The 18,031-nt window shown below is 61.0% G+C and carries 18 protein-coding genes; 12 read left to right on the top strand and 6 right to left on the bottom strand.

Features of this window, described 5'->3' with window-relative positions:
* The first annotated feature begins 541 nt into the window (after positions 1-541).
* The 10 genes from X735_RS147910 (at position 542) to X735_RS147955 (ending at position 9,697) form a co-directional block, all read left to right on the top strand.
* On the top strand, positions 542-1,246 hold the full coding sequence (locus tag X735_RS147910) for a heme-binding protein (RefSeq protein ID WP_081734901.1): 705 nt from the start codon (positions 542-544) through the stop codon (positions 1,244-1,246).
* Positions 1,243-3,123 carry a methanol/ethanol family PQQ-dependent dehydrogenase gene (locus X735_RS147915; protein WP_023811933.1) on the top strand — a complete coding sequence of 627 codons (1,881 nt, stop codon included), beginning with the start codon at positions 1,243-1,245 and terminating at the stop codon, positions 3,121-3,123. Before X735_RS147910 ends, X735_RS147915 begins: the two co-directional genes overlap by 4 nt.
* Entirely contained in the window at positions 3,104-3,973 is an 870-nt protein-coding gene (locus tag X735_RS147920; protein WP_023811932.1) for a substrate-binding domain-containing protein, read from the top strand. Before X735_RS147915 ends, X735_RS147920 begins: the two co-directional genes overlap by 20 nt.
* Positions 3,970-4,503 (top strand): c-type cytochrome, encoded by a 534-nt coding sequence (locus X735_RS147925; protein ID WP_023811931.1) that lies wholly within the window; start codon positions 3,970-3,972, stop codon positions 4,501-4,503. Before X735_RS147920 ends, X735_RS147925 begins: the two co-directional genes overlap by 4 nt.
* A gap of 14 nt (positions 4,504-4,517) precedes the next feature.
* Positions 4,518-5,513, top strand: coding sequence for a cytochrome c oxidase subunit II (gene coxB, locus X735_RS147930; protein ID WP_031213477.1), 996 nt, complete (start codon positions 4,518-4,520; stop codon positions 5,511-5,513).
* The gene (gene ctaD / locus X735_RS147935; protein WP_023811929.1) at positions 5,510-7,480 is read left to right on the top strand and encodes a cytochrome c oxidase subunit I; all 1,971 of its coding nucleotides are present in this window, start codon (positions 5,510-5,512) and stop codon (positions 7,478-7,480) included. The genes coxB and ctaD overlap by 4 nt, the downstream gene beginning before the upstream one ends.
* A complete protein-coding gene (locus X735_RS147940; protein WP_023811928.1) occupies positions 7,477-8,082 on the top strand; it encodes a cytochrome c oxidase subunit 3 in 606 nt (201 codons plus the stop codon). Before ctaD ends, X735_RS147940 begins: the two co-directional genes overlap by 4 nt.
* A gap of 133 nt (positions 8,083-8,215) precedes the next feature.
* Positions 8,216-8,425 (top strand): hypothetical protein, encoded by a 210-nt coding sequence (locus X735_RS1000000169845; RefSeq protein ID WP_245273235.1) that lies wholly within the window; start codon positions 8,216-8,218, stop codon positions 8,423-8,425.
* Positions 8,422-9,300: a cytochrome c oxidase assembly protein gene (locus X735_RS147950; protein WP_023811926.1), complete on the top strand. Its 879-nt coding sequence runs from the start codon at positions 8,422-8,424 to the stop codon at positions 9,298-9,300. The genes X735_RS1000000169845 and X735_RS147950 overlap by 4 nt, the downstream gene beginning before the upstream one ends.
* A complete protein-coding gene (locus X735_RS147955; RefSeq protein WP_023811925.1) occupies positions 9,281-9,697 on the top strand; it encodes a cytochrome c in 417 nt (138 codons plus the stop codon). Before X735_RS147950 ends, X735_RS147955 begins: the two co-directional genes overlap by 20 nt.
* Positions 9,698-9,777: 80 nt before the next feature.
* Here X735_RS147955 and X735_RS147960 read toward each other — a convergent pair whose 3' ends face one another.
* The 5 genes from X735_RS147960 to X735_RS147985 form a co-directional block, all read right to left on the bottom strand.
* On the bottom strand, positions 9,778-10,692 hold the full coding sequence (locus X735_RS147960) for a hypothetical protein (protein ID WP_245273234.1): 915 nt from the start codon (positions 10,690-10,692) through the stop codon (positions 9,778-9,780).
* Positions 10,689-11,081, bottom strand: coding sequence for a phage holin family protein (locus X735_RS147965; protein WP_023811923.1), 393 nt, complete (start codon positions 11,079-11,081; stop codon positions 10,689-10,691). The genes X735_RS147960 and X735_RS147965 overlap by 4 nt, the downstream gene beginning before the upstream one ends.
* On the bottom strand, positions 11,078-11,683 hold the full coding sequence (locus X735_RS147970) for a hypothetical protein (RefSeq protein WP_023811922.1): 606 nt from the start codon (positions 11,681-11,683) through the stop codon (positions 11,078-11,080). The genes X735_RS147965 and X735_RS147970 overlap by 4 nt, the downstream gene beginning before the upstream one ends.
* Before the next feature lie 316 nt (positions 11,684-11,999).
* The gene (locus X735_RS147980; RefSeq protein ID WP_023811920.1) at positions 12,000-12,845 is read right to left on the bottom strand and encodes a manganese catalase family protein; all 846 of its coding nucleotides are present in this window, start codon (positions 12,843-12,845) and stop codon (positions 12,000-12,002) included.
* A 172-nt stretch (positions 12,846-13,017) separates the two neighbouring features.
* Positions 13,018-13,935 (bottom strand): hypothetical protein, encoded by a 918-nt coding sequence (locus X735_RS147985; protein ID WP_023811919.1) that lies wholly within the window; start codon positions 13,933-13,935, stop codon positions 13,018-13,020.
* 359 nt (positions 13,936-14,294) lie between these two features.
* On the opposite strand from X735_RS147985, the gene X735_RS147990 reads away from it, so the two are divergent.
* Together X735_RS147990 and glf are read left to right on the top strand one after the other, a co-directional pair.
* Positions 14,295-15,467 (top strand): glycosyltransferase, encoded by a 1,173-nt coding sequence (locus X735_RS147990; RefSeq protein WP_023811918.1) that lies wholly within the window; start codon positions 14,295-14,297, stop codon positions 15,465-15,467.
* Positions 15,468-15,469: 2 nt separating this feature from the next.
* On the top strand, positions 15,470-16,612 hold the full coding sequence (gene glf / locus X735_RS147995; protein ID WP_023811917.1) for a UDP-galactopyranose mutase: 1,143 nt from the start codon (positions 15,470-15,472) through the stop codon (positions 16,610-16,612).
* Positions 16,613-16,699: 87 nt separating this feature from the next.
* On the opposite strand, the gene X735_RS148000 is transcribed toward glf, so the two are convergent.
* Positions 16,700-17,866: a hypothetical protein gene (locus X735_RS148000; protein ID WP_023811916.1), complete on the bottom strand. Its 1,167-nt coding sequence runs from the start codon at positions 17,864-17,866 to the stop codon at positions 16,700-16,702.
* Between the last annotated feature and the right edge of the window lie 165 nt (positions 17,867-18,031).

Raw genomic sequence — 18,031 nt, 5'->3', positions numbered from 1 at the left:
GTTCGTTCTTCTCCGTCACGGCTGGTATACGGAGAACCACACGCCTTCCGTGATCCCTGATCTCTCTGGGCAGCATGATCCCGACCGCTTCCTGCAACGGAGGGGCGATCATCCACTAAATTCAATGCTTTATGAGGAAAGCCGATGGTACCGTTGGCTGGGTCAGTCTGCCCATCAACTAACTGTTTTTATTACGTTTGTTCTTCCTCCCGGGTGTTGTTCGTATCACAATACGTATCACAGCAGGTAGCACAATCTCGGCCGCGGATATTCCGCCGGCGACACGGACAGACGGCAACTTGCATCGGCGTACGAGGGGCTGCGCAATTTTTTGCAGAAGCAGGAACATAGCTGCATCGCCCAAGTTAAATACCGACGGCATTGGATCACGGTTTCATTCTCGCATTTCCAGTCTGCCAGAGTGCTCCGGGATTCTTTGATGCTCGAACGAATGGGCAGGACAATGTATCGCTGTCAGCTTTTGCTATCAGCCTTTGGTCTGGTGTTGTTGACGGATGGCCTGTTCCCACAGGGCCAAGCCATGGCACAGGCGCCCTGCCCGGCCGACCACGATAGGCTGCTCGCTGTCCTCAAGGCCAATGTGAAAGCAAGCGGCGGACCTGCCAACGGTGGCTTTGAGACCAACGAATGGGCCGCTATCGTCGCCCTTGACGGCGCCGTATGCGCGATCGCTTTCAGCGGTCCCACCGCCGATTCGCAATGGCCAGGCAGTCGCCTCGTCGCGGCAGAGAAGGCCAATACGGCCAATGGGCTCAGCCTGGCGCAGATGGCCCTATCGACGGCCAATCTCTACGCGGGGGCGCAGCCGGGCGGGCCGCTTTTCGGCTTGCAGGAAACCAATCCGGTCAACCAGGCCGCGGCCTATGCGGGCGATCCCAAAACGTTCGGAAGCGCCAGCGATCCCCTAGTCGGCAAGCCGATTGGAGGCGTCGTTGTGTTTGGCGGCGGGCTTGCCCTCTATGACGGCAAGAGCATCGTCGGAGGCATCGGAGTCTCCGGAGATTCCTCATGCGCCGATCACAATGTCGCCTGGCGTGTTCGCGCGGCGCTCGGCCTCGACAAGGTTCCTGCCGGGGTCAATCCCAATCGCAAGGACGCCATCGTCTACGATCTCGATCCCGGGGGCAAAAGCGCATCGGGCTGGGGCCATCCGCTTTGTGCCGGCACCGAGGCTGACATCGCGGCGGAGCTCGGCGCCGGCGTGGGAGGTTCGATCCACAAATGAAAGGCATGCTGCACCCGGCACCGGCGCGCGTTGACGCAGGACGAGGCGCCCGCGCATTGGCGATCTGGAATTCTTTTCGCACCTGCATACTCTCGGTGATGCTGCTGGCATGCGGCCCATTCCTGAGCGGTGCCTCGGAGCCCCCATCGGCAGCGGCTATTGCGCCGCCCGCCGCCGCAGCGCCACCCGACGACGGGCAATGGACGATGCCGGCCAAGAACTACGCGTCGACCCGCTTCAGCGACCTGACCGAGATCAACGAAGGCAATGTCAAGAACCTGCAGGTCGCCTTTACCTTCTCGACCGGTGTGAACAAGGGCCAGGAAGCAGCGCCACTGGTCGTCGGCAACATCATGTACATCGTCACGCCCTTTCCCAACATCGTCTACGCACTTGACCTCTCCAGGCCGGGTGCGCCGATGAAATGGAAGTACGAGCCCAACCCCGAGCCGGCGGCACAAGGGGTGGCTTGCTGCGATGTCGTTAACCGCGGCGCGGCCTTCGCCGACGGCCGCATCTTCTTCAACACGCTGGACGGCCATACGATCGCGCTCGATGCCAATACGGGCAAGCCGATCTGGAACACTCATATCGGCAACATCAACATCGGCGAGACCATCACCATGGCGCCGCTGGTGGTGAAGGGCAAAGTTCTGGTCGGCAATTCCGGCGGCGAAATGGGCGTCCGCGGCTGGGTCAAGGCGCTCGATGCGGAAGACGGACATGTTGTCTGGACAGCTTATGGCACAGGGCCCGACAAGGATGTGCTGATCGGCCCGGACTTCAAGCCCCACTACGACATGGACAAGGGCAAGGACCTCGGCGTGACGACATGGCCGCCGGAAGCCTGGAAGATCGGCGGCGGCAACATGTGGGGCTGGATCTCCTACGATCCGGACTTGAACCTGATCTTCCACGGCACAGGTAATCCAGGACCGTGGAATCCGGATTTGCGGCCCGGCGACAACAAATGGACGTCCGGTATTTTCGCGCGTGATCCCGATACCGGAGCGGCGAAGTGGTTCTACCAGTGGAGCCCGCATGACCTCCATGACTATGACGGCATCAACGAGCAGATCCTTCTGGACATGACCTGGCAAGGCAAGCCGCGCAAGGTCCTGGTCCGACCGGAACGCAATGGCTACCTCTATATCCTCGATCGAACCACTGGCGAAGTGCTGTCTGCCACAGCCTATGGCCCGGTCAATTCCAGCAAGGGTGTCGATTTGAAGACCGGCCGGCTGATTGCAAACCCCGACAAGAGAACCGGCACCGGCAAGGTGGTCCGAGATATTTGCCCGACAGCGTCCGGCCTCAAGGACTGGCAACCATCGGCCTTTTCGCCGAAGACCGGCCTGCTCTACATCCCCCACAACAATCTCTGCATGGACGAAGAAGGCGTCGAGGTAAACTACATCGCAGGCACACCCTATGTCGGCATGAACGTACGCATGATCCCCGGGCCGGGCGGCAATCGTGGTGCCTTCACCGCCTGGGATGTTGCCGCCGCCAAGCCGGCCTGGGTCCTGAAGGAGAACTTTCCGGTGTGGAGCGGCACCGTCGTCACTGCCGGCGATGTCGTCTTTTACGGCACCATGGAAGGCTGGTTCAAGGCCGTCAGCGCCAGGACTGGCGATCTGCTTTGGCAGTTCAAGACATCGTCCGGCATCATCGGCCAGCCGATCACCTATCGCGGCCCCGATGGGCACCAATATGTCGCAATTCTGTCGGGCGTCGGTGGCTGGGCCGGCGCCATCGTTTCGGGCGACCTCGACCCACGCGATGCCACCGCGGCACTTGGCTTCGTCAACGCGATGAAGGATCTGAAGAACGCTACCACGGCGGGAGGCACGCTTTATGTGTTCCGGCTTCCTTGATGGATTGGACTTGACCGTCCGTCCGACGCGCAAGGCGTTCCAACGGGTGGCGATCGGCATGGCCGGGCTCGCCTTATTGCTCTTGCCGGCTATTGCCAATGCACGTGAGTTGAGAGTGTGCGCCGACCCGAACAACATGCCGTTTTCCAACGCGGCCGGTCAAGGCTTCGAGAACAGGATCGCGGAAATTATCGCCACTGATCTCGGCGCCAAGCTGACGTATACTTGGTGGGCGCAGCGCCGTGGCTTCATCCGCAACACGCTGAAGGCAGGCCTTTGCGATCTCGTGCCCGGCACGCCTGCCAATCTCGAAATGCTGCGCACCACCACGCCTTACTACCGTTCGTCCTATGTCTTCGTGACCCGCCAGGACGGCCCGGACGTGGCCTCATTCAACGACCCGCGGTTGCGAGAATTGCGCATCGGTGTTCAGCTCATCGGCGACGATGGCGCCAACTCGCCGCCTGTCCAAGCGCTTGGCCGCCGCGGCATCATCGGACATCTGATCGGCTATCCCGTCTATGGCGACTACTCCGCTCCCAACCCTCCGGCGCGCATCGTCGAAGCTGTCGCGAACGGTGAGATTGATCTTGCCGTGGTCTGGGGTCCGCTCGCCGGCTATTTCGCCCAGAGGCAAAAGGTGTCGCTCCGGATCACGCCGGTCACGCCTCGCATCGACGGACCGCAACTGCCGCTGATGTACGACATCTCAATGGGTGTTCGGCGCGAGGACGATGCGCTGCGTGGCGATGTGAATAGCGCGCTTGCCAGACACAAGGCCGAGATCGACGCGGTTCTGGCGCAATACGGCGTACCGCGTCTGGACATGGCCGGGAATCCGGCGCGATGAGGCAGGCTCTGGCGATGTTGCTGCCCTTGACGCTGGTCCTGGTCGCCTGCCAGCGTGAGGAGCGCGATACCCGGCCACAATCGGCGCTCGGCTCAGGCGAACAGCCGACACCGGTGACCGCGCTTGAGCCCGGCGGCCAGCGGCCTTCCGCCAGTGACAACAAGGCGGCGAGCTTCGAGGCGAACGCCTTTCACCTTAGCGAGGGCAAGCGCCTGTTCGGCTGGTTCAACTGCTCGGGCTGTCACGCCAATGGCGGTGGCGGCATGGGCCCGGCGCTGATGGACGAAAAGTGGCTCTACGGCAGCTCGATCGAAAGCATCCATGCCACGATCCGCGACGGGCGACCAAACGGGATGCCGAGCTTCCGCCAGAAGATACCCGACGACCAAATCTGGGAACTTGCGGCCTTCGTACGCGCACTGAGCGGCAACGCGCCCTCCTCCGCCGCGCCGCAGCGCAACGACGATATGATGGTGCACCCGTCTGAAAACCGCCTGCCGGATGCCGCGACGCTGGGAAAGTCGCCGTGAGACGGCTCGCCTTCATGGCGCTTGCCCCCTTCTGTGTCCTGCTTCTGCAGGGATGCGCAGGCTGGCAGTCGGCGCTGGACCCGAAAGGCCCCGCAGCCGACGAGTTGGCCTGGCTGATCTGGTTCTTCACCGCGCTTTGCGCGGTTGTGTGGGTGCTGGTGATGATCGCGCTCGCAGCACCGCTGGTCATGCGATCGCGTCCCGGCGATGAGCCCCTCTTACTCGACGCAGGGGCCGAACGCCGCAAGATGCGCGTGGTTGTCACCGCTGTCGGGCTGACCGCCATAATCCTGATCGGACTTACGCTGCTGAGCTTTTTCGCCAACAGGACGCTTGCTGCGATCGGCTCGGAGGCTGTGCTGACAATCAAGGTGACCGGGCACCAGTGGTGGTGGGAGTTGCGCTACGAGGATGCTACGCCGAGCCGCATCCTGACGACGGCAAACGAGATCCATATCCCTGCCGGCGAGCCGGTGCGGCTGCTATTGACCTCGACCGATGTGATCCATTCCTTCTGGATCCCAAGCTTGGCCGGCAAACTCGATCTTATCCCCGGCCACATGAACGTGCTGGATATCAAGGCGGACAAGCCGGGCGTCTACCGTGGTCAATGCGCTGAATTCTGCGGTGCGCAGCATGCCAATATGGGCACCTTCATCATCGCTGAGCCGCGTCCGAAATTCGATGCCTGGCTGAACGACCAGTTGCAGCCGGCCGGCGCGCCGGCGAGTGGCGAGGCCAAGGCCGGCGCGGACCTGTTCCTCAAGCGCCCCTGCGTGATGTGCCATAGGATCGGGGGGACGCCGGCCGGCGGAACGGTGGCTCCCGATCTCACCCACATAGCAAGCCGGAAAACATTGGCGGCCGGAACGCTGACGATGAGCCGCGGCAATCTCGCCGCCTGGATAGCCGACCCGCAAGGCATCAAGCCGGGTTCCCACATGCCAGTGGCAGATCTCAACGGCGACGAGCTCAACGCAATCGTCGCTTATCTCGAGGGGCTGAAATGAGCAGCGCCGATGTCACAGGCGACCGCCACATCCCGGAACCAGACCCCGCCAAGGGCGACCTTGCTCCCGAACGTGACGGCCCCCGCGATACGGGCATGGATGATGCCAGCCTGCATCGCTGGCTCGAGCGCACCTGGCGGACGCCGTCCGGCATCGTCGGAGCGCTCTCGAGCGTCGATCACAAGGTAATCGCACGACGCTATTTGATCACCGCTTTCGTCTTCCTTGGTCTTGGCGGTCTCAACGCTGTCGCCATGCGTATCCAGCTTTCGGGACCGCAACGCGGCCTGATCGGGCCCGACCTCTACAACCAGCTGTTCACCATGCATGGCGTTACGATGATGTTTCTGTTCGCCGTGCCCATCGTGCAGGCGACCGGGATCTACCTGGTGCCGCTGATGGTGGGCACCCGCAACATCGCGTTTCCGCGCCTGAACGCGTTCAGCTATTGGATCTACGTCTCGGGCGGCGCTTTCGCCTGGGTGTCCTTTGCCCTCAACATGGCTCCTGATGTGGGCTGGTTCGCTTACGTGCCGCTGTCCGGCCCCGAATTCGCACCGGGCAAGCGCGCCGATGTCTGGGCGCAGATGATCACTTATACCGAAGTGTCGTCACTGGCCGTCGCGGTGGCAACCATCGTCACGGTGTTCAAGCAGCGGGCCCCCGGCATGTCGCTGGACAAGATCCCGCTCTATGTCTGGGCGATGCTGGTCACTTCTTTCGTCGTCGTCTTCGCGATGCCGGCGGTGATGATCACCTCGACTTTCCTGATCCTTGACCGGCTGGTCGGCACGCACATCTTCAACCCGGCGGAGGGTGGGGATGCTCTGCTGTTCCAACACCTCTTCTGGTTCTTCGGCCATCCGGAGGTTTACATCATCTTCCTGCCGGCGACGGGCATGGTCTCTTCGATCATCCCGGCTTTCGCCAGGCGACCGACATTCGGCCATCTCGGGCTTGTCCTGTCACTCTTCGCTGTCGGCCTCCTGTCGTTCGGGCTCTGGGTCCATCACATGTTCGCCACCGGATTGCCGAAGCTCGGCGCAAGCTTCTTCACCGCGTCCAGCATGATGATCGCCATTCCGAACGGCGTGCAGATCTTCTGCTGGCTGGCAACATTATGGGATGGCAGACCGGTAATCCGGACCCCGTTGCTGTTTGTCTTCGGCTTCTTCTTCATCTTCGTCATCGGCGGGCTAACCGGCGTCATGCTCGCCTCGGTGCCACTGGATCTTCAGGTGCACGACACCTATTTCGTCGTCGCGCATTTCCATTACGTGCTGATCGGCGGCTCGGTGTTCCCGCTGCTTGGCGCGGCTTATTTCTGGTTCCCGAAGATCACCGGCCGCATGATGAGCGAACGCCTTGGGCGGTGGCATTTCTGGCTGGCCTTCATCGGGTTCAATGCGGCCTTTTTCCCGATGCATCTCGTCGGCCTATGGGGCATGCCACGACGGGTCTACACCTATCCGGCCGAGCTTGGCTGGGGCAACATCAACCTTTTCATCTCGGCAGGGGCGCTACTCTTCTTCCTGAGCTTTGTCCTGTTTACTTTCAATCTTGTGCATGGCGCGTTGAAAGGCACCTCGGCCGGCAACAATCCGTGGGACGCAGGAACCTTGGAGTGGGCAACATCCTCGCCGCCGCCGAGCTATAATTTCGCACGCATTCCCATCGTCACCCATATCGAGCCGCTCTGGGCCGAGCGCGAGACGCTCCCTGTAGCGACCGGGCTCCGCGTCGATGCGCGCGAGCTCCTCATCTCCACCGTGGCGGAAGCTCATCCCGACATTCGTGAGAAATCGGCCACACCGTCGATCTGGCCTCTTTTCGCGGCGCTCGCCGTCGGTGGTACGTTTCTCTATTCGATTTTTACGCCTTGGGCCATCGTCTGGGGCGCCGCGCCGATCGCCATCACGTTGATCGGTTGGTTCTGGCCGAAGGGCGATCCGGAGGACCAGGAATGAAGCATCGAGTTGCCGCCGATCTTTCAGGACTGCCGACCTTCGGGCATGGTCCGCATAGCCCGACCTGGTGGGGCACGTTGGGCTTCATGGCGCTCGAAGGCACCGGTTTCGCGCTGGCGGCGGGCGCGTATCTCTACCTTGCGCTGTCATGGCCAGCATGGCGGCTTAGCGCACCGCAGCCGAACCATTGGCCCGGAACGATCGTGATGATTTTGTTTGTCGTCAGCCTTGTGCCCAACCACGTCCTCCACCGCCACGCCAAGCAATGCTCCATGATTCCGGTGCGGATCGGCCTGGTGGTCATGTCGCTGCTCGGCATCGCTCCGCTCGTCGTGCGCTGGTTCGAATTCCCCGCCCTCAACATCTATTGGGACACCAACGCCTATGGATCGATGCTCTGGGTGCTGCTTGGCCTGCACACCACGCACCTCATAACCGATGTCGGCGACACCATCGTGCTGATGGTGCTGATGTTCACGCGCCACGGCTATAGCGGCCGGCGCTTCGGCGATGTCGGCGACAATGTCTTCTACTGGGATTTCGTGGTCCTGACCTGGATCCCGATCTACGTGCTCATCTATTGGGCGCCGAGGCTAGGCTGAGATGCGAGCGTTGCGGTTGGGAACGTCTTGGGGTGGTCTTCTGTCAGGTCCGCTGGCCTGGGCGGTCTCGACACAGCTGAATTATGCGCTGGTGCCTTGGCAATGCAACCACCAGGTGCCGGTCGTGCTTCCCGTGGCGCTGCTGCTCGTCTTGTTGTCGCTGCTCGGCGGGGCGCTGTCGTGGCGGGCGAAGCGGCGAGGCGGTGCCGGATTCAAACCGGAGCGTACGCGCGGCACAGAGCGCTTCGTCGCCGATCTCGGGATGTTGTCGGCGTTGCTGTTTGCGCTTGTGATCCTCATGCAAGGCAGCGCGGCGCTGATCCTGGATGAGTGCCTGCGATGAACCTGGACGCGCTGTTCCCTACTTCCATCTGCTACGGCGCCGGCGCGCCCGGGGCCGGGTGGACGTTCGCGCTGCCCATCACCCTGCCACTCGCCGTGCTTGCCTTGATATATGTCGTTGGCGCGAGCCGGCTTTGGCGGCGCAGCAGCCGCGGCAGGACGTTGCGGCTGCGCCAGGCTCTGCTGTTCACGGCCGGATGGGGCGTGTTGACAGCCGCATTGGTCAGCCCGATTCATATGCTCGGCGAGCAGGTCTTTGCGGCGCATATGATCGAGCATGAACTGCTGATGGCCGTGGCGGCGCCGCTGTTGGTCTCTGCCTGCCCGGCTGCGGCCTTGATGTGGGGCCTACCCATCCGGTTCCGGCGCATTCTGGGAATTGCAGGACACGCCAATTGGCTGAGGATGGTCTGGGCCTTCGCAACGCGGCCGATCAGCGCGACCATTATCCACGGCATTGCTATATGGATCTGGCACATTCCGGTGTTGTTCGAGGCCGCGCTCGAACGCGGCGTGCTGCACTATGCACAGCACGCGAGCTTCTTCGGAACAGGGCTGCTGTTCTGGTGGGTCCTCTTGCCGCGTCCCGGCCGCCAGCATGCCTACGGGAGCGCAGTGATGCACCTCTTTGTCACCTCGCTGCATACCGGGCTGCTCGGCGTCCTCCTGTTGCTCTCGCCGCGCCTCTGGTACCCGGAGAACGCCGTGGGAGCGGCACTGTGGAATTTGAGCCCCCTGGAGGACCAGCAACTTGCCGGGCTGGTGATGTGGGTTCCGGCTGGATTGATATATGGCGGCGCAGCGCTGCTGCTGGCCGCGTTGTGGATCAAGGCGAGCGGAAGGAGGGAGGCGGCGCATGCGTACGAGCTTGTCTAAACTGCTTGCCGCCGTCATCGCCGCGCTAGTGCTGCTCGTCGCGGCCGTGGCCGGAATGACCTGGTGGTCCGATCGGGCCGCGCGCGTCCGCCACGAGGCGGAGGCGGCCACGGGCGGTGACACTGCGAGGGCCTTGCCGATCATGACTGCGAATGGCTGTTCCGGCTGCCATACGATTACGGGCGTGCCGGGCGCGCAAGGGCAGGTCGGTCCTCGCCTGGATGCCAGTCTTGCTGGCCGCGTCTTTATCGGCGGCGGGCTAGCCAACAATCCAGAGAACCTGATCCGCTGGATACGATCGGCCAGGGAAATCGATCCGCACACGGCCATGCCATCGACACGGATCACGGAGCAGCAGGCGCGCGATATCGCGGCCTACCTCTACGCTCTGAAATGACTCGAGCGGTTCACCGTTCGACGGACAGGCCGACCCCTTTCTCGAAGAGACCGACTTATCGTTGATCCAGGATTATCAAGCTAAGTTTGGCGCTGAGACGGATCGGAAATCCGTTCCCGCACGGCACGCTCGGTCTCGTCTGCTGTGGACTTCACGATCTCGCCGAGCTGATCGGCCATCGTGTCTGCTTCCATATGTTGCCGGCCAGCTTCCTGCTTGATGGTTTCATAGGCGTCGGCGGCGGCCTGCTTGGCCTCATCGAGACCCCTGTCCAGCATGGTTCCGGCGGTGTCGCGAAGCTTGTCACCAAAGGCGCCTAGTTGCTCATCCTCCGTTGTGGTATGCGGCAGCATTGCACCTATAGCGGCGCCGATAGCGAGACCGACGACCGCTACGGCCAAGGGTTGGTCTTCCAACAGATCTTGCGCGGAGCGGCTGGCTTTCGCCGCCATGTCACCAGTCATCGAGCTTGCATTGGCAGCGCTTCCCGTCAGACCCGCCGCAGCGGCCCTTGCGGTGCTCGATATGGTATCGCCGACGCTGGTAGCGCTCGATGAGAGCGAATCCGCGGCATCGGAGAGCGTGCCGCCGAAGCCGCCGCGCTCCCCTTCATCATGTCGTCCCGGCGCTGGAGGCAATGGGTAGCCAGCCGAACCGTGGGCCATGTTTGAGGTACCGCTGCCGAACATTAGCCAAGCCAGACCCGCGCCCACCATGGTGACCGGCAAAGGATTGTCTCGGACCTGTGTTCTGAGATTGCTGAGCATGGCCGAGCTCTCCCCTCCCGAAAACAGCCCGGTGAACTCATCCAGCAATTGTCCCGGCGTCATCTTGCCTCGAATGGATTCGGCGGTCTCCATCACCCGGGCGCGGGCTGCCTCTGCCTCGCGTTCAAGTTCGGCTGCGGATTTCTCTTTCATCTCACCTGTTCCTTGATCACGCTCGCATCGCGCTTGNGCCTCGCGTTCAAGTTCGGCTGCGGATTTCTCTTTCATCTCACCTGTTCCTTGATCACGCTCGCATCGCGCTTGAGCTGTTCCTGGGTCCGGTCGGGGGTAAGTTCCGAAGGCGCCATGCTGGCCATCCCGGTCCGCAGCAGGATGACGCCGAGGACCGCCACGACCACACCGACCAGCAGGGAAGACCACCCCGCGCCAAGCCCTGCCCGCGTCAGTGCGATAACGAGTGCCTGCAGCAACACCACTAGCGCGGCGAGCAGGCAGATCGCGCCGCCCAGTACTTCCGCGGCACCTGCTCCGGCTTTGGTAAGCTTTTCAGAGAGCTCTGCCCGAAACAGCCTGGCTTCGGTTTGCACCAGCGTGGTGACGTTCTGGGCCAGGTCCGTCACCAGCCCGGCAAGGCTGGTATTGTCCTGTGTGCTCATCTGTCTTGCTCCGCATTCTGAGTGGCCGGATCCTCGCCTAGAAGGTCGAAATTCTGGGAACTGTCGGCGGACCAATCGGCGGCCTGGCTGGACGTGATGTCTCCCGACGCTCCCTGATCTGCTTCAGGACCCGCCGGCGGAGAAGCCTTGATGAACCGCCCGAAAGCCAATCCGGCCAATACCGATCCGGCAAGCAAGACACCGGGATTTTGCCGGCCAAAGGACTGCACGTCCTCCAGGACCTGGCCGAACGGCTTCTGTTTCAATGACGATGAAAGCCGCTCCAAGCCACCGGCGGCATCCAATGCGAACTTCGATGCGTTCCTTTCATCGTTGTTGGCCAGGTGGTCACTGGCTGCGCGCAGTGCGCCGCCCAGCGCCGCCAGACTCGATCCGATGTCGCGCTGAGCTTCCTCCGCCTTGTCGGAAATGACATCCCTGGCCTCAGATGCATAGTCGCCAGCCTTACGGGTCACCGTGTCACGCGCGTCGTGGAGCAACTCGCTGGCACGTTCTTGTTCCAGGCGAAGCCTGTCGGAAACGTCGCTTTTCGCCTTGTCAAAATCGGTGGGCTGTCCGCCCTGATCGTTCTCACGCTGCATGGGCCACCTAGTGAAGACCGAGGAAGGAGAGGACCGCGAGCACGACAACGATAAGGCCGATAAGATAGATAACACTGTTCATGTGCACGTCCTCCGTGGCTCCCAACTTCGTGGAACCTCCGATGTTCCATTAGGTGAAGCATTTATAGCTAAGCTGAAAATGGAGAGCTCGTCAGGCACACACCAACACGAATGAGCTGCGCTGTCTCTCGTACACAGCGCCAATTGGCCGATATAACCGGGTGCGGCCGAGTCAGCGAGAAGCGCCAAGGGGGAGACAGCCAGTGCCGGCAGCCTTCGGTATTGCTAAGACAGCCTATTCGGCTGCCTGCCTGTCGATCAACTGCTCGCTCTGGGCGCCTGAACTTGGCCTTGGCGGCGAAAGCATGGGCTCCTCGCCCATTGGCGCAGCGGCAACAAGGGAGAACTCGCCCCTTCCGTCTATCGACGGTCCTTCGCTCCAACGTCCCCGCGCTGGTTCGACACCTTCGACGAAGCAATTGATGAAGGCATAGGATACCTCCTGATGCTCCTTCTCCTGCGGAAAGGAGTTGGGGACCGGCAGAGACGCGTTCAATCCGCCCATGTCTTCGATCGCCGCGAGCCACTGCTGTTGATGCATGGTGTCGCGCGCAATAAGGAAGGACAGCATGTCCTTCATGCCGGGATCGTTGGTCATGTTGTACAGGCGGGTAGCCAGTACGCGGCCGCTTCCTTCCGCGGTGACGTTTGCGACCATATCCGCGGCAAGATTGCCGCTGGCATAGACATGCGAAGCATTGAAGGGAACGCCGTTGGCGTTTTCAGGCAGTGCGGCCAGGCCGGTCGACAAGATATGGCGGAAGTTCATCCCGTTGAGGACCGAGCCGCCGACCGTGTCCGACGAGATGTCCTCCTGCAGCGAAAGTGGTGCACCCTCTAGATTGAGGGCGACCGCAGTCGCCAGCATTTCGATATGGCCGAGTTCCTCGGTCGCCGTGTTCAACAACAGGTCGCGGTATTTGGCCGGTCCGCGGCATCCCCATGCCTGGAAGAAATACTGCAAGGCGACGCGGATCTCGCCTTCTACTCCACCTATGGCCTGCTGCAACGCGCGGGCAAAGACTGGATTCGGCGTTTCCACACGAACCGGGTACTGCAATTTCTTGTCGGTGTAATACATGGCTGACTCCTGGTTTGAAGTCAGCCGAACCTCAGCTCGGACGCATTGTTCCGTAGGAGGAACGTTTAATTCCGGCAGGCTTCCCGACGGAACGTCTCGAGCTACGGAAGCTCATTGCGCAATGCGAGCCGTCCAGTCGGTCTACGCCGTGGGTGCCCATTGGCACCGGGGATCATGCGACCTTGGAAAACAGGGCGACGTCGCATCTGGCCAGGCCGTAGCGCCACCGATGATCGGTCGTGGCGACCCGGCTTTGGTAAAACAACGATAGTTGGCTGCCTTCGATCATCACCGTCGAGTGGCCGTTCTCTCCCGGCTGGCCTGGCTCCAGCACCGGGCCGATCGATACGTAAGGTCCAGCAACGTCATCAGCGATGGCGAAGAACACGCGTTGCCGGTTTCCCCGAAGTCCATTCGGCAGAAAGCAAGTGGCATTGAGAAGCACCCGACCGTCCGGCAACTCGACCAGCTGTGCGCCTTCTATGCCCCATTCATAGTCGGGATCCTCTCTCGTATTGTGGTGAGGAACATCATTATGGTCGAGTATCTTGCCGATCCGCTTCCAGGGACCGAACCACGAGTCGGATTGGCTCCGTGCGAGGTAGATGTCGGGTTGCGGCACCCTGGTGAATTTTGGCATGGCTGAATAGACGAGATAGCGCTTGCCGCCAATGACTGCGGGATGCGGATCGTAAATGCCGTCCTCCTCGGTGTCCGGGATGGCAAGGATCGCCGGGCTGAGAACCACCCACTGGAATCCGTCATTGGAAACCGCGTGCTCGCACCGGCCGCCAGACTTCATGAACTCGGTCTGGATGAACATATGAAAGACGCCGCTCTCGTGGATAACACCGGGCGCCGCAACACCACTCCCGTTGATAGGAAGTTCGATCGGCGGATGCTCGGTCCACGGTCCATAGAGGTCGGGCGCCGTGGCATGAAGGATCCTCCACGTCTCGGTGGTCACCGTGCCACCTGAGCCGAAGACGTGCCACAGACTGCCATCGAAGACAGGGCACGGGTCTTTGAGATCATCCACGCTCTGCGGATGAAACAACGGAAAAACATTGGTCGCAAAGTCGATCTTCATATCAGCCCCGGAATCCTGCCCTGCCAAAACCGAGTCGCCAGTCATGCAGGCGAATCAACGTGATGTTCTGCACATTTTATAGCCGACAAGTTCAACGCAAATACGGCAATGCCGTTCTCCACAAGCATTCCCCAGTCGCCCCGCGCCTCAAAGCCGCCGACACACGACAGCCGTTCTCGACTCAGCGAGCGGATCTCGCTTTCGTCTATCGAGCGGCGACTGAAGGCGCTCCATTTCACCTTGGAACAACTCACCTCGTTGAAAGTTAGGAGACGGGAACGAAGTTTAGTTCTCTCCCGTCCGCGACTAACAAATGTTAGTCGGAACATAAACGACAGACTAAAGGAAGGAAATCTTCAATGGAAGCAGCCTTGGGTGGGGCAGTCGCCAGTAACCGCGCTGGCAGGGAAAATCTACTGGTTTGCTTCTCCCATTTGCGGTGGAATTTCGTTCATCAACGCCCGCAACATATCCTCAGTCTCGCCTCCATGCAGCAGAGAGTGGTCTACTTCGAAGAGCCTGTTTTCGAAGACCTGCCACAGCCGCTGATGCGGACGAGCGAGGCAGCGCCAAGCATTCTAATTGTGACGCCAGTGCTTCCGCTCGGCATGTCGGCCGCGAAAGCAGATGCCGTCCAGCGGAGATTTGTCCAGCAGATCATAGCTTCAATGCCGCACAGCCGGTTGATCGCTTGGTACTACACGCCGATGGCTCTGCGCTTCACCGAGCACCTCGACCCAGACATATGCATCTATGACTGCATGGACGAACTCTCCGCATTCAAGAATGCGCCGCCCGAGCTGGGGCAGATGGAAAAGGCCCTGCTGCGCCGCGCCGATCTCGTTTTCACCGGAGGCCTAAGCCTGTTCGAGACCAAGCGTCACCTGCATCACGCGATCTTCCCTTTTCCTAGCAGCATCGATGTGAAGCACTTTCACACTGCGAGACGCCCAGGAAAGGAGCCAACCGACCAGGCCGGCATTCCTCATCCGAGGGTCGGATATTTCGGAGTTATCGACGAGCGGCTGGACGTCGAGCTCGTAGCGCAGGCGGCGGAGACTATGTCGGACGTGCATTTCGTGATGCTTGGCCCGGTCGTCAAGATCGACCCCGCAACCCTGCCCAGAGCCGAAAACCTGCATTGGTTGGGCGCGAAGGCCTACTGCGACCTGCCCCACTATATGCGCCATTGGGATGCCGGTTGGATGCCGTTTGCACTCAACGAAGCGACCCGCTTCATCAGTCCGACCAAGACGCCAGAGTTCCTAGCGGCCGGTCTCCCGGTGATCTCGACGGCAATCGTTGACGTTGTGCGCAGCTACGGCGCTGCTGGACTGGTGGAAATCGCCGACAGTGACGATCTGGAAATCAAGCTGCGCTCCATTCTATTGCGACCTCGTGAGACGTTCCTGCCGCAAGTCGACGCCTATCTTGCGGACATGTCTTGGCAAAAGACATGGAGTGGCATGACCGCTCACATCGAGCGTGCCTATCGAGGTAAGAAGGTCATCCCTCTCCGCAGGAGTGCATAGCCATGTTCGATTGGCTGATCGTCGGCGCGGGATTTGCCGGCAGCGTGCTTGCTGAAAGGATAGCCTCCCAGCGCCACGAAAGTGTTCTCCTGGTCGACCGCCGCAGCCATGTCGGCGGCAACGCCTATGATTGCTATAATGAAGCCGGCATCCTCATCCATCGTTATGGGCCACATATTTTTCACACCAACAGCCATTCGATCGTGGACTACCTCTCGCAGTTCACGGAATGGCGCACATACGAGCATAGGGTGCTGGCGGCCGTGGATGAGAAACTGCTTCCCATCCCGATCAATCTCGACACGGTGAATCGGCTTTATGGTCTTGATCTGAATTCCGCACAATTGGAGGAGTTCTTCGCGTCGCGGCGCGAAACCGTAGAGAACGTACGAACGGCCGAGGACGTCGTCGTCAGCACAGTGGGACGCGAACTCTATGAGAAATTCTTCCGTGGCTACACCAGGAAGCAATGGGGCGTCGATCCTAGCCAACTGAGCAAATCAGTGACGGCACGAGTGCCGACCAGAACCAACCGTGATGACCGCTATTTTAGCGACAGCTTCCAGAAGATGCCGGCCGGCGGGTACACGAGAATGTTCGAACGCATGCTCGACCATCCGAACATCAAGGTCATGTTGCAGACCGACTTCCGCGAAATTCGTGACGAGATACCATTCAACCGCCTGATCTATACCGGCCCGATCGACGAATACTTCGGCTGGCAGCTCGGGCGTCTTCCTTATCGCTCGCTCCGTTTCGAGCACGTCACCCTCGACCAAGAGCAGTTTCAGCCGGTTGCCGTCGTCAACTACCCCCAGACGGAAGATTACACCCGCATCACCGAGTACAAACATCTGACCGGCCAGCAGAACGCGCGGACCAGCCTGACCTACGAATATCCCACCGATATCGGGGACCCGTACTATCCGGTGCCGCGGGCCGAAAACGAAGAACTCTACAAGCGTTACGAAGCGCTCGGCGCAACCTGTCCCGACGTGTGGTTTGTCGGCCGCCTGGCAACCTACCGCTACTACAACATGGATCAAGTGGTCGGGCAGGCCCTGGCAACCTTCGCCCGCATCCAAAAGAGCGTCCCGGAATGGGCGAGCGCGGGGAAGGCGTCGTTGGCCGAAGGGGCGCTGTAGCTCCCCACCTAGACGTACTTGGGAGCATCGGACCTGGCAACGCGGCGCCAACAGGCGCTCGCAACAGTCCTCGTGCCGCTGATGTATTTAACGCGTCGGGTTCGCCGCGAACAAAGTTTGCTGGCGGGCCAATTCATCCGCGATGGGCGTGCGGACATGTCGGCTGCCGTTCGCCTGGATGACCGAAAACAATCCCACTTCCGCATGCCGCGAATTGTCCCAGCCCGGATAGGCGGTTATCGGGTATAGGCAAATACCTTCGATCGGCGCTTCGAGACCGATTGCGGCACGCACCTCGTCGCAGACATAATGGAGCCAAGCCGCCCCGCCCGATCCTTCGGAGCCGGTCTCGGCGATGAACATCGGCTTGCCGTATCGACGCGCGACCTCAATCAGCATCTCCGATAGGGCACGGTACTCGTGATGCCCCATCGGAATCGTCGGCCCGTTTAGGTACCACTGATTGTGTGGGTAGAAATTCAGGCCAACGACATCGACAACATCTTCGCTGCCCCCCAACTCTGGTTCTGCCCGGCCCAGCAGCATGTCGTAAGCTTCGAACTGTCCGAGACGGGCATTTTCGGCCCGGCGCCATTCGGTCCGCGTTCGGTCGCGAGGAGCAATGTGGATAAGCGGCTCGGCCCAGACAAATCTGCAAGCGGGATCGACCTCCCGCATTGCCCGAACGCCAGCTATTGCAGCTTTCACGAGGTGCCGCTTGAACCATCCCTGCTTCTTCGGGCCGACGCGCGGGAAATACCCGACCTCAACAGCCCAGGCGAAAAACGAAATTTCGTTGATTGGGCACAACAGAGGCGCTGTACCGGCGATTGAACGATGGACCCTCACAGCTTCCGCAGCGAACGAGGCATAGGCATCGATGAAATGCATCGACCCCTGTTCAACGTGGTCTGGAGATCCGTAGTGGAAAATGTCCCAGATGACCTGGACACCTGCCGATTGCGCTGCTTCGACCATCGGCGTCCAGCTTGACCAGTCATAGGTCCCAGGAGCGGTTTCGATGAGGTGCCAGCGCAAACCGTCGCGGATGGTACGAAGACCGAGTTCGGCGCAACCGCGGTAGTCGCCCAGGGCATGCAAATAATGCGACGTCGCGCGGATAAGATCGAGGCGAACGCCGTCCTTGCGCCGGTGCGACGAGCACTCAAAGCCAGCCATGAAAAAACTGGCGAACGCCGACGTGCCCGCAATCGAAGTCAAGCCATCGCTATCGCTTTGTGCTGCTTCGCTCATGCGGCAACCCCTTCTCATTTGCCATGCTGCACCATCGTCCAGTGTATTACTCAGGGCCAAACCCGGATGGTCGAGCCTTTGTTCCCCGATCGAGCCCACCGAGCCGGTGGAGCAGACAGGAGCCAGGGAACAAGGTGCGCCGAGGCAAGTTCGGGACCGAGCCGT

Origin of the sequence: Mesorhizobium sp. L2C084A000 (assembly GCF_000502875.1) — a bacterium.
Taxonomy (GTDB): domain Bacteria; phylum Pseudomonadota; class Alphaproteobacteria; order Rhizobiales; family Rhizobiaceae; genus Mesorhizobium.
The sequence above is the reverse complement of the archived record's forward strand: the minus strand, read 5'-3'. Positions and strand labels throughout refer to the sequence as shown.

What these genes read in the sequence shown, in the direction of transcription:
- glf (WP_023811917.1), top strand. Translation starts at nt 15,470, where the DNA reads ATGTTCGATTGGCTGATCGTCGGCGCGGGATTTGCCGGCAGCGTGCTT.
- X735_RS147970 (WP_023811922.1), bottom strand. Translation starts at nt 11,683, where the DNA reads ATGCAGCGTGAGAACGATCAGGGCGGACAGCCCACCGATTTTGACAAG.
- X735_RS147965 (WP_023811923.1), bottom strand. Translation starts at nt 11,081, where the DNA reads ATGAGCACACAGGACAATACCAGCCTTGCCGGGCTGGTGACGGACCTG.
- coxB (WP_031213477.1), top strand. Translation starts at nt 4,518, where the DNA reads ATGGCGCTTGCCCCCTTCTGTGTCCTGCTTCTGCAGGGATGCGCAGGC.
- X735_RS147985 (WP_023811919.1), bottom strand. Translation starts at nt 13,935, where the DNA reads ATGAAGATCGACTTTGCGACCAATGTTTTTCCGTTGTTTCATCCGCAG.
- X735_RS148000 (WP_023811916.1), bottom strand. Translation starts at nt 17,866, where the DNA reads ATGAGCGAAGCAGCACAAAGCGATAGCGATGGCTTGACTTCGATTGCG.
- X735_RS147920 (WP_023811932.1), top strand. Translation starts at nt 3,104, where the DNA reads ATGTGTTCCGGCTTCCTTGATGGATTGGACTTGACCGTCCGTCCGACG.
- X735_RS147950 (WP_023811926.1), top strand. Translation starts at nt 8,422, where the DNA reads ATGAACCTGGACGCGCTGTTCCCTACTTCCATCTGCTACGGCGCCGGC.
- X735_RS147910 (WP_081734901.1), top strand. Translation starts at nt 542, where the DNA reads ATGGCACAGGCGCCCTGCCCGGCCGACCACGATAGGCTGCTCGCTGTC.
- X735_RS147955 (WP_023811925.1), top strand. Translation starts at nt 9,281, where the DNA reads ATGCGTACGAGCTTGTCTAAACTGCTTGCCGCCGTCATCGCCGCGCTA.
- X735_RS147925 (WP_023811931.1), top strand. Translation starts at nt 3,970, where the DNA reads ATGAGGCAGGCTCTGGCGATGTTGCTGCCCTTGACGCTGGTCCTGGTC.
- X735_RS147915 (WP_023811933.1), top strand. Translation starts at nt 1,243, where the DNA reads ATGAAAGGCATGCTGCACCCGGCACCGGCGCGCGTTGACGCAGGACGA.
- X735_RS147940 (WP_023811928.1), top strand. Translation starts at nt 7,477, where the DNA reads ATGAAGCATCGAGTTGCCGCCGATCTTTCAGGACTGCCGACCTTCGGG.
- X735_RS147980 (WP_023811920.1), bottom strand. Translation starts at nt 12,845, where the DNA reads ATGTATTACACCGACAAGAAATTGCAGTACCCGGTTCGTGTGGAAACG.
- ctaD (WP_023811929.1), top strand. Translation starts at nt 5,510, where the DNA reads ATGAGCAGCGCCGATGTCACAGGCGACCGCCACATCCCGGAACCAGAC.
- X735_RS147990 (WP_023811918.1), top strand. Translation starts at nt 14,295, where the DNA reads ATGGAAGCAGCCTTGGGTGGGGCAGTCGCCAGTAACCGCGCTGGCAGG.